General features: G+C 48.1%; 7 protein-coding genes and 3 rRNA genes. 9 read left to right on the forward strand and 1 reads right to left on the reverse strand.

Annotated features, from left to right (window positions below; all coding sequences use genetic code 11):
- The first annotated feature begins 195 nt into the window (after nucleotides 1-195).
- The 9 genes from LKE33_03060 to LKE33_03100 all read left to right on the forward strand — a co-directional run bounded on the left by LKE33_03060 (nucleotide 196) and on the right by LKE33_03100 (nucleotide 14,547).
- Nucleotides 196-846 carry a DUF805 domain-containing protein gene (locus tag LKE33_03060; GenBank protein ID MCH3949906.1) on the forward strand — a complete coding sequence of 217 codons (651 nt, stop codon included), beginning with the start codon at nucleotides 196-198 and terminating at the stop codon, nucleotides 844-846.
- 8 nt (nucleotides 847-854) lie between these two features.
- Entirely contained in the window at nucleotides 855-1,292 is a 438-nt protein-coding gene (locus tag LKE33_03065; protein ID MCH3949907.1) for an acyl-CoA thioesterase, read from the forward strand.
- A gap of 494 nt (nucleotides 1,293-1,786) precedes the next feature.
- Nucleotides 1,787-3,343, forward strand: a 16S ribosomal RNA gene (locus LKE33_03070).
- A gap of 393 nt (nucleotides 3,344-3,736) precedes the next feature.
- Nucleotides 3,737-6,642, forward strand: a 23S ribosomal RNA gene (locus LKE33_03075).
- Between the two features lie 64 nt (nucleotides 6,643-6,706).
- Nucleotides 6,707-6,823, forward strand: a 5S ribosomal RNA gene (rrf, locus tag LKE33_03080).
- The 16S, 23S and 5S rRNA genes sit together here, the layout of an rRNA operon.
- A gap of 255 nt (nucleotides 6,824-7,078) precedes the next feature.
- Nucleotides 7,079-10,873 carry an autotransporter outer membrane beta-barrel domain-containing protein gene (locus LKE33_03085; GenBank protein MCH3949908.1) on the forward strand — a complete coding sequence of 1,265 codons (3,795 nt, stop codon included), beginning with the start codon at nucleotides 7,079-7,081 and terminating at the stop codon, nucleotides 10,871-10,873.
- Nucleotides 10,874-11,186: 313 nt separating this feature from the next.
- Nucleotides 11,187-12,059, forward strand: a complete 873-nt coding sequence (locus LKE33_03090) for an amidohydrolase family protein (GenBank protein ID MCH3949909.1) — start codon at nucleotides 11,187-11,189, stop codon at nucleotides 12,057-12,059.
- Between the two features lie 18 nt (nucleotides 12,060-12,077).
- On the forward strand, nucleotides 12,078-13,385 hold the full coding sequence (locus tag LKE33_03095; protein MCH3949910.1) for a 2-hydroxycarboxylate transporter family protein: 1,308 nt from the start codon (nucleotides 12,078-12,080) through the stop codon (nucleotides 13,383-13,385).
- A gap of 22 nt (nucleotides 13,386-13,407) precedes the next feature.
- Entirely contained in the window at nucleotides 13,408-14,547 is a 1,140-nt protein-coding gene (locus tag LKE33_03100) for a PrpF protein (protein ID MCH3949911.1), read from the forward strand.
- An 81-nt stretch (nucleotides 14,548-14,628) separates the two neighbouring features.
- Here LKE33_03100 and LKE33_03105 read toward each other — a convergent pair whose 3' ends face one another.
- Complete coding sequence (locus LKE33_03105) at nucleotides 14,629-15,555, reverse strand: LysR family transcriptional regulator (protein ID MCH3949912.1); 927 nt, start codon at nucleotides 15,553-15,555, stop codon at nucleotides 14,629-14,631.
- Nucleotides 15,556-15,572: the final 17 nt, after the last annotated feature.

The following is a 15,572-nucleotide window of genomic DNA, read 5'->3' on the forward strand; positions in this document are numbered from 1 at the left end:
CTGACTTTGGTAGTCACATTATAGCACGAAATGGGAAGCAAAAGGAGGCAGAAGTGTATACGGAAGCTTTATATCCGTCCGCCTGCCTTTCATCATTTTCGCACCGGTTCTTTTTCTAAAATTTGCAGGATTTTCAGAGACTTATGCTATAATAAGGAAAATTCGTGATGATTACTGAAGTAAAGGAGAAATACAATGAAGATTTGCCCTCAGTGTCATGCTTCCTGTGCGGATACGGATACTTTCTGTCCTAAATGTGGAGCGCCCCTGGCAGAAGAAAAAAATTCAGCGCAGCAGGCGTCTCAGGAACAAGAGAATCCGGCGATGAAGGATGCCGCAAAAGAAAATGCAGGCCAAACTACTGAAAAAAGAGCCGAGGTCATTTCAGTGACTACCCAGGAACAAGAAAGGCAAGAATACGCAGAACAGGAAAGACAGGAACAAGGAAGACAAGAATGGGAAAGACAGGAGAGAACCGATTCTAAGGGATTTTTCCAGATGGTTAAGGAAAATCTTCCCAATTCCAAAAATTGGCAGCAGATGTATCTGTCCTTTGAAGGAAGAATTTCCCGCAGCCAGTTCTTTATCCGGTGGCTGCTTGTCAACATTGTGGCTGCCGTGTTTGTTCCGCTGCTTGCCGGCGTTCTGCCTGTTTATGTGGTCTTTTTTGCAATCAGTCTGTTTATGCAGGTGTCTCTTTGCATGCGTCGTTTTCACGATGCAGGACACGGCGGTATCTGGGTTTCGGTGATGCTGATTCCTTTTGTTAACATTATGGCGGTGATCTATCTGCTCTTTGCCAAGAGTGAACCCAGGGAGAACGAATACGGTCCGCAGCCGCAGTGAGGTACTTCATGGAACAGAAAACGACACTGAAAACCTATCACATGGTAATGGGAGCCGATCTCAATCCCAGAGATAATTTGTATGCCGGAAGTTGCGCAAGGTATATGGTTGAAACAGGATTTCTGACCGTTCAGGCCTTTCTCGATTCACCACATATCGTTTGTTTCGGGCTGACGGGAATGAAATTTTTGAAACCTGTAAAAAAAGGAACTTCCGTCTGTTTCACGGGCTATATCGTATATACAGGAAAAACCAGCGTCGGGGTCTATATGGAACTTACCGAAATGCTGGGCGGCAGCAAAGCTGCGGAAGCGTATCTGACGTTTGTCCATATAGAAGAAGCTACACAGCGGCCAACGGGCCATGGCAAGACTTTGGAGAATATAGATCCGGAGCTCCTGCCGTATCAAAAAAGATACGCGGCGCTGAAGAGTGTACGGGGTTGAAATATAGCCGTAAAAAAGCGATAGACTATAGAGGGACTGTGAAAAATGAGTATCTTTTCACAGTCCCTCTGTTTTTTATACTTGCAAGGAGAGAAAGCTTTTAGTGAGGGCCTGAAAGGACAAAAAATAAAATTGTAAATAACGTAACAAAAAAATTAAAAAAGTGCTTGCTTTTTTTCTGCAAAGAGAGTATAGTATCTACTTGCCGGCGGGAAACAAACCCGATGGCAAAGCCTGCGGAGGCTCCTGACAACGAAAAATTTCAAAAAGAAATTTTAAAAAAGATGTTGACAGGGAATCGCTTCCGTGGTAATATATAAAAGCTGTCACCGATGAGGTGCTCAGCAAGGAATGAACCTTGAGAACTGAATATTGATTGACAGATGTGCGGGTCAAGTCACTTTTAGTGACGCGACCGAGTCACTTCGAGAAAACGAAGTAAAAAAACAAGAAGCTAGTATTTCAAGAGCCAAGCGGCTCTTCAAAATAATCCTATTTTGGAGAGTTTGATCCTGGCTCAGGACGAACGCTGGCGGCGTGCTTAACACATGCAAGTCGAACGAAGAACTTATTTCGGTAAGTTCTTAGTGGCGAACGGGTGAGTAACGCGTGGGTAACCTGCCCTCCAGTTGGGGACAACATTCCGAAAGGGATGCTAATACCGAATACGATCCCTCCACCGCATGGAGGAGGGATGAAAGATGGCCTCTGCTTGCAAGCTATCGCTGGAAGATGGACCCGCGTCTGATTAGCTAGTTGGTAAGGTAACGGCCTACCAAGGCGATGATCAGTAGCCGGTCTGAGAGGATGAACGGCCACATTGGGACTGAGACACGGCCCAAACTCCTACGGGAGGCAGCAGTGGGGAATCTTCCGCAATGGGCGAAAGCCTGACGGAGCAACGCCGCGTGAGTGATGAAGGTCTTCGGATTGTAAAACTCTGTTGTCAGGGACGAATGCATAGCGAATCAACAAGACGTTGTGTTGACGGTACCTGACGAGGAAGCCACGGCTAACTACGTGCCAGCAGCCGCGGTAATACGTAGGTGGCAAGCGTTGTCCGGAATTATTGGGCGTAAAGAGCATGTAGGCGGGCTCTTAAGTCCGACGTGAAAATGCGGGGCTTAACCCCGTATGGCGTTGGATACTGGGAGTCTTGAGTGCAGGAGAGGAAAGGGGAATTCCCAGTGTAGCGGTGAAATGCGTAGATATTGGGAGGAACACCAGTGGCGAAGGCGCCTTTCTGGACTGTGTCTGACGCTGAGATGCGAAAGCCAGGGTAGCAAACGGGATTAGATACCCCGGTAGTCCTGGCCGTAAACGATGGATACTAGGTGTAGGAGGTATCGACCCCTTCTGTGCCGGAGTTAACGCAATAAGTATCCCGCCTGGGGACTACGATCGCAAGATTGAAACTCAAAGGAATTGACGGGGGCCCGCACAAGCGGTGGAGTATGTGGTTTAATTCGACGCAACGCGAAGAACCTTACCAAGGCTTGACATTGAGTGAAAGACCCAGAGATGGGTCCCTCCCTTCGGGGACACGAAAACAGGTGGTGCATGGCTGTCGTCAGCTCGTGTCGTGAGATGTTGGGTTAAGTCCCGCAACGAGCGCAACCCTTATCCTATGTTACCAGCACGCAATGGTGGGGACTCATAGGAGACTGCCAGGGATAACTTGGAGGAAGGCGGGGATGACGTCAAGTCATCATGCCCCTTATGTCTTGGGCTACACACGTACTACAATGGTCGGCAACAAAGGGCAGCGATACCGCGAGGTGGAGCAAATCCCATAAACCCGACCCCAGTTCGGATCGCAGGCTGCAACCCGCCTACGTGAAGTTGGAATCGCTAGTAATCGCAGGTCAGCATACTGCGGTGAATACGTTCCCGGGCCTTGTACACACCGCCCGTCACACCACGAAAGTTGGTAACACCCGAAGCCGGTGAGATAACCTTTTAGGAGTCAGCTGTCTAAGGTGGGGCCGATGATTGGGGTGAAGTCGTAACAAGGTAGCCGTTCGAGAACGAGCGGCTGGATCACCTCCTTTCTATGGAGAACCAATCAGGACGGAGGTCCTGGTTCAATCTCTCGTCGACGCACATCTGTCCGGTCAATATTTGGTTCCCAGGGCTTGTCCCTGGAACATGAACCCTGAAAACTTCATAGAAGAGACAAAAAAAGTCTTGTATGTTGTGATGAACATGCAAGCACCTCTGATCTAAATGCGAATTTAGAAATGAGTTTAACGAGAAAAGAACCAAGGAACAAACGTTCCTTAGTACTTGAACTCGCAAGAGAAATCTAGCGAGAATTTCACGAAGAGAAATCGGATGAATCCGAGGAATGCCGAGCATGGCGAGGGAGATAATACTGAGGTATATCGACCGAGGTACGCGGAGGTATGACGAAGGAGTCGCCGATTTATCGAAGTGAAAAGATAAGTCAAGCTACTAAGGGCATACGGTGGATGCCTTGGCACTAAGAGCCGATGAAGGACGCGGTAAGCTGCGAAAAGCCACGGGGAACCGCAAGCAGGTCTTGATCCGTGGATGTCCGAATGGGGAAACCCACCAGCCGTCATGGGCTGGTATCCTTCGGGAGGGGAACCCGGTGAACTGAAACATCTAAGTAGCCGGAGGAAGAGAAATCAAACGAGATGCCCACAGTAGCGGCGAGCGAAGAGGGCAGAGCCTAAACCGGTCATCTTCGGATGACCGGGGTTACGGACCTGCATAAACCGAGTCAGGCCCAGCCGAACTACCTGGAAAGGTAGGCCAGAGAGCATAAGAGCTGCGTAGGCGAAGGGCAGAGCGAGGCGGCAGGTATCCAGAGTACCACGAAGCACGAGGAATTTTGTGGGAAGTCGGGGGGACCACCCTCCAAGGCTAAACACTTCTTAGTGACCGATAGCGTATAGTACCGTGAGGGAAAGGTGAAAAGAACCGCGGGAGCGGAGTGAAAGAGAACCTGAAACCGTATGTCTACAAGCAGTCGGAGCGCAAGCGACGGCGTGCCTATTGAAGAATGAGCCAACGAGTTGCGGGCACTGGCGAGGTTAAGCAGGAAATGCGGAGCCGTAGCGAAAGCGAGTCTGAACAGGGCGAGTAGTTAGTGTTCGCAGACCCGAAACTGTAGTGATCTACCCATGATCAGGTTGAAACGCAGGTAAAAATGCGCGGAGGACCGCACCGGTGAGTGTTGAAAAACTTTCGGATGAATCGTGGGTAGCGGTGAAATTCCAATCGAACGCAGAGATAGCTGGTTCTCCTCGAAATAGCTTTAGGGCTAGCCTCAGGCAGTAAGCACAGGCGGTAGAGCACTGATCGGGATAGGGACCATAAAGGTTACCGAACTCTGTCAAACTACGAATGGTTGTGCTGCAGAGCCTGGGAGTCAGACTACGAGAGATAAGTCCCGTTGTCAAAAGGGAAACAGCCCAGACCATCAGCTAAGGTCCCCAATGCCATACTAAGTGGAAAAGGATGTGGGGTCTCACAAACAACCAGGATGTTGGCTCAGAAGCAGCCACCATTTAAAGAGTGCGTAATAGCTCACTGGTCGAGAGGCCCTGCGCCGAAGATTCCCGGGGCTAAAGTATGGAACCGAAGCTATGGATGCGGTACTTGTACCGCGTGGTAGAGGAGCGTTCCCATCGGGCTGAAGTCGTACTGTAAGGTACGGTGGACTGGTGGGAAGTGAGAATGTTGGCATGAGTAGCGAAAAGATAGGTGAGAATCCTATCCACCGAAAGCATAAGGATTCCTGAGCAACGATCGTCGTCTCAGGGTAAGTCGGGACCTAATCCGAGGCAAAAGGCGTAGGAGATGGACAACTGGTTGATATTCCAGTACCGGCTGCGATTGTTTGAGCAATGGAGTGACGCAGGAAGGCAGGTCCGCGCGAGAATGGTAGATCGCGTGCAAGCGTGCAGGCTGGTGCACAGGCAAATCCGTGCACTGAGGCCAAGGCGTGATGCGGAGGGAACTTGTTCCCGAAGGGGCTGGGCCTACGCTGCCGAGAAAAGCTTCTAGTGAGAGAGCAGCCGCCCGTACCGTAAACCGACACAGGTATGCGGGGAGAGGATCCTAAGGTGCGCGGGAGAACCCTCGTTAAGGAACTCGGCAAAATGTACCCGTAACTTCGGGATAAGGGTAGCCACAAGCGTGAAGCGACTTGCTCGCGGAGCGCGATGTGGTCGCAGAGAAGAGGCCCAAGCGACTGTTAACCAGAAACACAGGTGCCTGCGAAAGAGAAATCTGATGTATAGGTGCTGACACCTGCCCAGTGCTGGAAGGTTAAAGAAGGATGTCCGGGTTCGACCCAAAGCATTTGACTGAAGCCCCAGTGAACGGCGGCCGTAACTATAACGGTCCTAAGGTAGCGAAATTCCTTGTCGGGTAAGTTCCGACCCGCACGAAAGGTGTAACGATTTGGGCACTGTCTCAACGAGGGACCCGGTGAAATTGAAATACCTGTGAAGATGCAGGTTACCCGCGACTGGACAGAAAGACCCCATGGAGCTTTACTGTAACCTAATATTGGGTTCTGATATTCGACGCACAGGATAGGTGGGAGACTTGGATGCATGCCCTCCGGGGTATACGGAGTCACCGTTGGGATACCACCCTTTGAATATCGGGATTCTAACCGCAGGAGCAACGATCCTCGGGACAGTGTTAGGCGGGCAGTTTGACTGGGGCGGTCGCCTCCTAAAGAGTAACGGAGGCGCCCAAAGGTTCCCTCAGCGCGGACGGAAACCGCGCGGCGAGTGTAAAGGCAGAAGGGAGCTTGACTGCGAGCCAAACACGGCGAGCAGGTACGAAAGTAGGGCTTAGTGATCCGGTGGCATCCTTGTGGAAGGGCCATCGCTCAACGGATAAAAGCTACCCTGGGGATAACAGGCTAATCTCTCCCAAGAGTCCATATCGACGGGGAGGTTTGGCACCTCGATGTCGGCTCATCACATCCTGGGGCTGAAGTCGGTCCCAAGGGCTGGGCTGTTCGCCCATTAAAGTGGTACGTGAGCTGGGTTCAGAACGTCGTGAGACAGTTCGGTCCCTATCCATCGCGGGCGTAAGAGATTTGAAGGGGGCTGCTCCTAGTACGAGAGGACCGGAGTGGACGGACCGCTGGTGTACCAATTATCCCGCCAGGGGTATAGTTGGGTAGCTACGTCCGGAACGGATAAACGCTGAAAGCATCTAAGCGTGAAACCATCCCTGAGATGAGATCTCTCACGGAGTGATCCGGTAAGACACCTTGAAGATTACAAGGTTGATAGGCAGGATGTGGAAGCACAGCAATGTGTTAAGCTGACCTGTACTAATATGTCGAGGGCTTGACTTAAGCTCGAGATAGAAGATGTAAGAAGTCTCTTCATGAAGTTTTGAGGGCTCATGCCTTCAGTAAATCCGGTGATGATAGCCAAGGGGATCCACCTGTTCCCATGCCGAACACAGTAGTTAAGCCCTTGTACGCCGAAAGTACTCGACTGGAAACGGTCCGGGAGGATAGGGCGTTGCCGGTTGGATTGACTCCTGAATGACGAATGTCGTTCAGGAGTTTTTCTTTTGCCTGAAAAAGCTAGAACACGAGTTTATCTTTGTGTAACTTATATTAAATTTCTTTTAATTCCTTTTTTCCTTTACTTGTGAATTTCCTTTTGGAATGCTATACTTTTCGTGATGTAAATAAATTATATTTATAAATAAAAAATATTTTTAGTATACAGAGATACATTTCTTGATGGGATTGGAAAGAAGGGGATTTTATGGAGAAAAAAGTGAAAATTAAGATACTTCTGGCTGTGCTTGGGCTTTCATGTCTGTACGTGCCACCTGTTTTTGCGGATCCGTTGAATTTGACTAACAATTCAAATGATGTTTCTTATCCGATTATTCTTTCTGCTAGTAATGGAAATGCGGGAGATAATTCTATCGTAGCTACAACAGGGAAGAATACGATTACTGCTTCTTCGGGTTCTTATGCTGTCCATACGTTTACTGATTCCTCACAGAGAACAAATCCTGTCAATCTTACCATAGAGGGCAAAACGGGTAATGAAATTATTTCGGAGAGAGGCTCAGGTGTTGTGGCTGGTTACTATGATGTCGAGGGGAGTACGTCTAATTTTGGTTATGGCGGAACCCTTAAGGTGATTGCAGATACAGGAGATAACGTAATTCAGGGGAACGGTGATCAAGGATATGGTGTGGCTGCCATTAACTCTATCGATGCGAACTCCGGTGTTACCATTGAATCAGTGACGGGCAATAACAAAATTACGGGATCTGCCGATGCGGCTGCAGCTGCAAATGGTATCCTCATTATAAAGGCGGACCAGAGCTCTAACTATTTAGAGGGAAACAGATCAGACAACCTGACTGTTGACAGCGAAGGCCATGCACTTCATGTGTCTAACCCAAACAATACCTTTAATTCCACGGACCGCGGCGTGGGGTATAGTCTCATAGAGGTGGATGCCGGTACATCCAATACATTCATTGGTAATTATGATATGGCTATCGTCGCTAATGGCGAGAATGCGACGGCCAATATTTCCGCCGGGACGACCAATACGGTTAAACTTGAAGGCAATGCGCAGCGCACGGCTGGCGGCACAGGAATTTCTCTTGGCAGTGACAATGTTTGGGCCGATTATGCTACAGATACGGCTGAAACGGCCGCTATCTTTGCAGCAAACGGTGGTACAGTCAATTTGAGTGGACAAGAGGGAAATACCATTACCGGCGGGGATATGGGTATTTGGGCATTGACGCAAAACCAGAAAGATGTTGATGAAGATGTTGCCGCAACGGTGACCGTGACTTCAGAAGAGGGAACCAACACGGTGTCCGGTTCCATCTATGGGATTTTGTCTGATCGTTCTTTCGACGGCGAGATAGATTCTTCCCATGTACAGATGATTACGGGGCTTTTTGAAAGTGAAGAAGTAATATATAATGGCGAAACGCATACGGAATACCATTTAGGAAATGCCGTCAAGCCGGCTCCTTCTGTGACTCTTGAAGGGATTAATAATAAAATAACAGGGACGAATGGCGCCGGCGTGCGGGCTGATGATGGAGCTAATGTCTCAATTATAGCTGGACAAGATAATACTATTTCCGGGCCTATAGGAATTCAGTCAGAAGATAGAAGCAGCGTGTCAGTCACAGGACAAAGAAACAACACTATCAGCGGCAGTAATGTTGGGCTCTATGCGAAAAGTCAGATAACATATTGCAATTTTTCAAGTGGAGGGGCCTCTAGCCATGGGTACTGGACACATTATATTGACCCTTCTTCTATCTCGATAACTTCTAACGGCGGTACGAATTTAGTCGAAGGAACGAATATTGGAATCCATGTGACTCGGACTCTTAATAGTACGGGAAGATACTCTAGAAATAGCGACTATGATTACAATAATAAACAGTATAATTATTATCTTGTTTTCAGAGAGGGGAATTCTCCAGGCTCGACGGTGCTGCTGGATGGGGTAAATAATGAAGTTTCCGGGAAGATAGGAATCAAGGCGGAAAACGATGCCACGGTGACTCTGAAGGCCACAAGAGAAAATAAAGTATCCGGCAGCGATGCAGCTATTGTGGCACTGACAGGCAGCAAGACGACGGTGTCTGGCGGTAGTGCGGATATTGTCGGTGATTTGCTTGCGGCTCATGGTTATACTTATATTCAGCACGGTTTGGGTTCATTGCCGGAGGAGACGCGGCAGTATCTTTCTACTATTGATATAGGATATGGCGCCGACAGCACTGTCAATGGCGATATGAGAGCTTATAAAGCAGGTAGCATCACAGTGGCTCCGGCAGAAGGGGAAATGGGTTCTATCGCGATTACAGGGAATGCCTATGCCTATGGATCCGATAGTGACCTTCCAGCATCAATAGATACCAGTGACATCGGTCTTGTTATACCTGATGAAATCTATTATGGCAATGAAATTAATACGGATACTCCGGCAACCGGTACCGTCGACATTACGCTCTCTAACGGTTCCACTTGGAGCGGTACGGCCGATACGGGACTTATGGCATACCAGGATGGAGATATAACGGAAGACAAGATTGGCACAGTCAACTTGGAGCTCAATGACACTTCCATCTGGACCATGACCGATTCCAGCGCTATTACGGATCTTTCCGGAAATGGAGGGACAGTCTACTATCATGACGGCGGCGATGCGCTTCAAGTCGATACTGTCACCGGCTCTCACACCTGGGCTTTGGACCTCAACTATGATGATCATTCACAGAGTGACATGATTTACGTGGTAAACGGCACGTCCGATACCCAGACACTCGTCGTAAAGAACCTGAGTGAACTAAACAGCCAGATGGATGACGGCGACGCCGTGCGCTTTGCCACGGTGAAAAATTCCGGGGGCGGATTCAAGGAAGGGACATCGTATTATCTGACAGACGGTCTTTATAATGATACGCTGACCATCGATAACCGTACGATTTCTGAAGATCCTGATGCGGATGAAAATTACAACGGCGGTAATAAGCCGTCACAGGAAACAGTCGCCAGCCTCTATGGCGGTGACGATGCTACGAACATTTATCTCGTTAAGACGGTCGATGCAGAGGAGAATGCCGGTGCTGTTACTCCGGATAAATCCCGCGACATCGTATGGCGCTACGTAACGGATCTGGATACCTTTACGAATCGTACCGGTCAGAGCCAGTACTTCACGCCCGGCGCGGACCAGGGCGGCTGGGTTCGCCTGAGATACCGCAATCTCGGCGTTGATGGTGTCGGCGAAGTGGACGGCAATACGTATGAACTGGGATATACGGCCGTAACCCGCCAGAATGACGAACGGAAGGACCGCTTCAGTGCTTCTGTGTCCTATGGCAAAGAAACGGGCAGCTGGGAAGGCTATGGCGGCGACCTCGAAATCCGCGATTTTACGGTCAGCCTGTTTGATACGCATGAATATTATCCGAGCGCCGAAGAGATGGCAAAGAAACCGGCCTGGAAGCAGGGCACTCACAGCTACTGGGATAACTACTTCAAGTATCATCATGTGAAGACCGAATACGGTGCTGTCGATCATCATACGGGCCTCAAATATGACGGCGACTACAGCCAGAACGTGTACAGTCTCTCTACCGAATACGGGCGGATCAATAAGCTCGACGAAAAGTGGAGCATTGTACCGCAGGCGCAGCTGCAGCTGTCGTATCTCGGCGGCTATGATTATGTGGACAGCCAGGATATCCACGTGGACGGCGACCACGACTGGAGCCTTATCGGCCGTCTTGGCTTTGACCTGGTGGATTATCTCGACAAGAAACAGGATAACAAGATCTATTTCAAGGCCAGCCTGCTGCATGAATTCTTCGACGGCAACGACGTGACCGTGAGTGCGCTCGGTGACAGTCTCCGCCATGAAGGCGACCTGAGCGGAACCTGGGGCGTCATCGGTCTGGGCTACAGCTCCAGGATCGGTGAAAAGCAATACTTCTATCTGGATGCGGAACGCTACATCGGCAACGACTTTGACAGGACGTACAACATCCGTGCCGGCGTGAACTGGAAGTTCTAAAGAACTGCTGGTTGTGTGTCGCGGGTCGTAATGCAGGCTGAAAATCAAAAAACTAACATCTTAAAAAAAGGAATGTCGCAAAAAATGCGGCATTCTTTTTTATGCTTCAAAACATTTACAAACTTCCCGTCACTCACTGCATTCAGACAGTAACAAATCATTGATATATTTTGATTAAATAGAGATATCTCATAGAGATGTCTCTATAATTTATATGCGACATTAAGTATTAGAAATTGTTAGAATATTCATTTAAACTAAAAATCAATAAAGATGCATCGGTGCTTGTTTTGTTTATAGAAGGGAGTACGCAATGGAAGAAAAAAGAGATCAAGTTCCTTATTGCAGCGGCAGAAATTTTCCTAAGGTCACAGTTCCTCAAAACGCCTGCGACTGTCATCATCATATTTATGATCCGGTTCATTTCGCATATCAGCCGACGGACGTCCGCAATCAGCCTCCTGCGACGGTTGACGTCTACCGGATGCTGCAGCGGAAACTGGGGCTTACGCGAAATGTCATTGTGCAGCCTTCTGCTTATGGAACGGATAATCGCTGTACTTTGGCAGCGCTCAAAGAAATGGGAAAGCAAAAGACGCGGGCCATTGTGGTAGTGGATGCCACGATTACGGAACGGGAGTTAAAGGATTATGACGACCTCGGGGTCAGAGGAGTCCGGTTCAACATTAATTGTGGTTACGATGGCAATTGGACCAAAATCCAGGAAATCTGTGAAAAGATTGCTGCTTTTCATTGGTGTGCCTGTTTCTGGATGCCTGCAGATCTCTTGTGGGACGCACGGGATGTGATTGAGAATCTTCCCTGCACGGTAGTTCTCGATCACCGGGGCCATCTGCCAAGCAATATGGGCATGCGGCACTCGGCTTTTTCTCTTATCTGCGACTGGCTGAAAAGTGGAAAGGTTTATGTAAAATTGTCCGGTTTGTATATTGATACGGTGACCCCGGATTACAGCGATACCATGAAAATCGGAAAAGCATTTACAAAGATGAATAGTAATCAAATTCTTTGGGGAACTGATTGGCCGCATCCTTCGTGTTATTCCAAACTCAGACCAATGCCGGATGATGCGTATATGCTGGATTGCTTGATGGATCAGGCCGGTACGGAAGAGAATTTCCGAAAAATCCTGGTGGATAACCCGGCAAAACTTTTTGGATTTTAAAGAGAAAGGATTGTAATCATGGATGAAAATAAAGGTCTGACTATTTACGGAATGGACTGGAAACTCTTTGCTTTTTTTGCCATCATTGTCATAGTTTCCGGCTGCTTGGGCATTATTCCCAACCAGATGATTGGTGGGATTGCTGTGATGTTTACTCTCGGCATTATTTTTGGGGAACTGGGAGAACGACTTCCTATATGGAATAAATACTGCGGCGGCGGTGCTATTCTTGCGTTCCTTGGCTGCGGACTTTTGACTTACTTTAATATTATGCCGAAAAATATCATAGCCATTTCCAAGGGATGGATGAGTACCTATAGCTTTTTGAACGTGTTTATCTCCATGCTGGTTGTAGGCAGTCTTTTAGGGCTGGACCGCAAATTGTTAATCAAATCCGGCTTGCTGTATCTGCCGGCACTCCTTGCTTCATTAGGTGTAGCTGCCCTTTTTGGAGTCCTTGGAGGGTATATTTTCGGAATTTCTCCTGCGGAAACGATTACTGCCTATGTACTGCCTATTATGGGCGGAGGTGCCGGAGCGGGCGCAATCCCCATGGCTCAGGTATATCAGGATGTTACCGGTAAAGACTCTTCTTCTTATTTGAGCTTTGCTATTGCTATTCTGGCAATCGGGAATATTCTGGCTATCGCTTTTGCCGTCGTTCTGGATAACCTTGGCCGCGTTTTTCCCAAATTAACAGGACACGGCAAACTGGTCAAAGCTGATTCTTCAAAGATAGAAACGGAAGAGAGTGCCGAACGGGCAAAAATTAATCTGACTATGGACGATATTGGCTCGGCCATATTCCTTGTCGGAGGATTCTTTGTGCTGGCTCAACTGATGGCTAAAAAGATTCTTCCTTCAGTATTTGGAGTTGCAATTCCTAATTTTGCCTATTTGATTATTTTTGCAGCGCTGGCTAACATTTTGAATCTGATACCGGAACGAAACAAACTGGCTTGTCAAAAGCTGCAGGTTTTTTGCGGCAATAAACTGGTGTGGATTCAGATGGCTGGCTGCGGGATTACTTTAATCAACTTCAAGCAAATGATTAGTGTAATGAGTCCTGCCAACTTGACGATGGCGCTGCTGATCGTCGTAGGATGTATTATTGGGTCAGGTGTATTCGGGTATCTGGTCGGTTTCTATCCTATTGAATCGGCTATTACTGCCGGTCTTTGCATGGCTAATATGGGCGGTGCCGGTGACCTTGCCGTATTGGGGGCTGCAAAACGTATGGAACTCATGAGCTATGCTCAAATTTCTTCTCGTATCGGCGGAGCCATTGTACTTTTGGTCGGTAGTTTTATTTTCCAATTCTTATAAGCGGTAAAAAGAGGTTATAACCATGAGAAAATTCAGAACGGTTTATATGCGCGGCGGTACAAGTAAAGGCTGTTTGTTTCATCGGGAAGACTTACCGACAGATCCTAAGGAATGGGATTCTATTTTTCTGCAGGTAATGGGAAATCCTGATCCGAAGCAAATGGATGGTATGGGAGGGACAGTCTCTTCCAACAATAAAATCGTTGTGATTTGGAAGAGCCAGGAACCAGATGTAGATATTGAATATCTTGTCGGACAGGTTATCGTTGGGAAGAGCCAGGTGGATTATAAATCAAACTGCGGCAACATGACGGCCGCGGTGCCGGCTTATGCTGTTGAAGAAGGTATGGTTCCGATTGTAGAGCCGGTTACGATGGTTCGTATGCTGAACAAAAATACAGATAAAAAAATCAATGTTACGGTTCCTATCGATCCAGAAACGCATACCTTTGCCCAGAACGGAGATTGTCATATTGCCGGTATCGATGGTAACGCCGCAGAACTAAGGGTTAATTTCCTGGACCCTGCCGGTTCCAAAACCGGGAAACTGCTGCCGACCGGCCGCGTACTGGAGGGCCTGGATATTGATGGTAAACGCATTGAGGCCACCCTCGTAGATGTTTCGAATCCTTTGATTTTGGTTCGGGCAGAAGATGTAGGGCTCATGGGAACGGAGCTGCCTGCTGAGGTTGATGCCAATAAAAGAGCTGCCACATTGCTTGAAAAAATTCGCGGTACCGCTGCTGTCATGATGGGTTTTGCCAGAAATTTGGAGGATGCCAAAGCGAATTCTCCAGCGGTACCTAAAGTAGGCGTTTTTACCGGCCCGAAGACGTATAAAGGGATTGGCGGCGATACGATAGAGGCAGCTTCGATGGATGTATGTGTCCGCGTGATTTCCGTTTTTAAATGCCATAAAGCATGTCCGCTTACAGCTGCTAATTCAGTGGCAGTAATGTCCAAGCTGAAAGAATCCATCATCGATAAGACGCTGCATACCGCTGATGCACTTGCTGAGGGTGTCCGCATTGGCCATCCAAGCGGTGTCATGACGCAGTATGTGGATATGGAAGAAAGTAACGGAACGGTAAAGGTGAATGGGGTCGCCGGGCAGCGTACGGCGCGCCGCATTATGGATGGCTTTGTTTACGTTAGAAATTGAGGGACAGGAGTCTCGACCTGATAGATGACTTTTAAAATAAAGGGCTGCCGCAAAAACGCGGCAGCCCTTTATTTCTGCTGGTTATATGTTCTCTAAGGACGTATCTTTGAATTCATTTCTTAATAGCTGAATTAAGTATAATTCAGCCTTATTAAGATATGTTTCTTCTTTGTATAAGATAGAAATTTCTAGTTTTAAGGGATTTTCAGCATATTTATAACAGTACTTCTGATATTCCGGCCCCAAGATTTTAACGCAGCGGCCCGGTACGATTGTATACCCCAGGCCTCCGGCCGCCAGCTGGGCAGCAGCAATGCTGCTTTCTACTTCCAAAATCGTGTGAGGAATGATTTGCGCTTTTTCGAAAACATAGGTTACTTCTTTTGTGATGGAATGCCGCTTTTTGATTCCTATATAAGGTAAAGCAGCAATTTTTTTCAAATCCAAGATACGTTTATTTTTGTTCAGATACATTGCGTCCATAAAAGCATTTTCGGCAGCAATGAGCTGAACCGGCTCATCATAGAGCTTTTCTTTGGCGATTTTAATGGGGGCATCACTGTTCCATGGGCACACGATAAAGGAAACTTTGTCGGTCTTCAGCATTTCAATCAAATCGTCAGTGCCGGCTTCCTTCATTATGATTTCTGAGTCCGGATATTTACGGCGAAACTCAGGAAGGATATAAGGGAGCATATAGCCTCCTCTTTCTGCCGGTATTCCCATATGAATCCGGCCTGACCCGCTGTTTTTTAAATCGGCAAGGCGGTTGTATAATTCTGTATTTTCCCGCAAAATAGAACGAGCTGTGTTGACGTAGAGGCGCCCCGCTTCCGTAAGGGTAATCGGCTGGTGTGATCTTTCAAAAAGTTTCAGGCCGACTTCTTTTTCTATCTGGGAAATGGCATAACTCAGGGATGGTTGGGCAATATATAGCTTGCGGGCTGCTTTTGTTACGCTTTTACATTCAGCTACGGTAATGACGTACTGAAGCTGGTGCAGATCCATAAGTTATAAGCCTCCTT

This window comes from Acidaminococcus sp. (genome assembly GCA_022482815.1).
In the GTDB taxonomy this organism is placed as follows: domain Bacteria; phylum Bacillota; class Negativicutes; order Acidaminococcales; family Acidaminococcaceae; genus Acidaminococcus.

What these genes read in the sequence shown, in the direction of transcription:
- LKE33_03100 (MCH3949911.1), top strand. Translation starts at nt 13,408, where the DNA reads ATGAGAAAATTCAGAACGGTTTATATGCGCGGCGGTACAAGTAAAGGC.
- LKE33_03060 (MCH3949906.1), top strand. Translation starts at nt 196, where the DNA reads ATGAAGATTTGCCCTCAGTGTCATGCTTCCTGTGCGGATACGGATACT.
- LKE33_03090 (MCH3949909.1), top strand. Translation starts at nt 11,187, where the DNA reads ATGGAAGAAAAAAGAGATCAAGTTCCTTATTGCAGCGGCAGAAATTTT.
- LKE33_03105 (MCH3949912.1), bottom strand. Translation starts at nt 15,555, where the DNA reads ATGGATCTGCACCAGCTTCAGTACGTCATTACCGTAGCTGAATGTAAA.
- LKE33_03065 (MCH3949907.1), top strand. Translation starts at nt 855, where the DNA reads ATGGAACAGAAAACGACACTGAAAACCTATCACATGGTAATGGGAGCC.
- LKE33_03095 (MCH3949910.1), top strand. Translation starts at nt 12,078, where the DNA reads ATGGATGAAAATAAAGGTCTGACTATTTACGGAATGGACTGGAAACTC.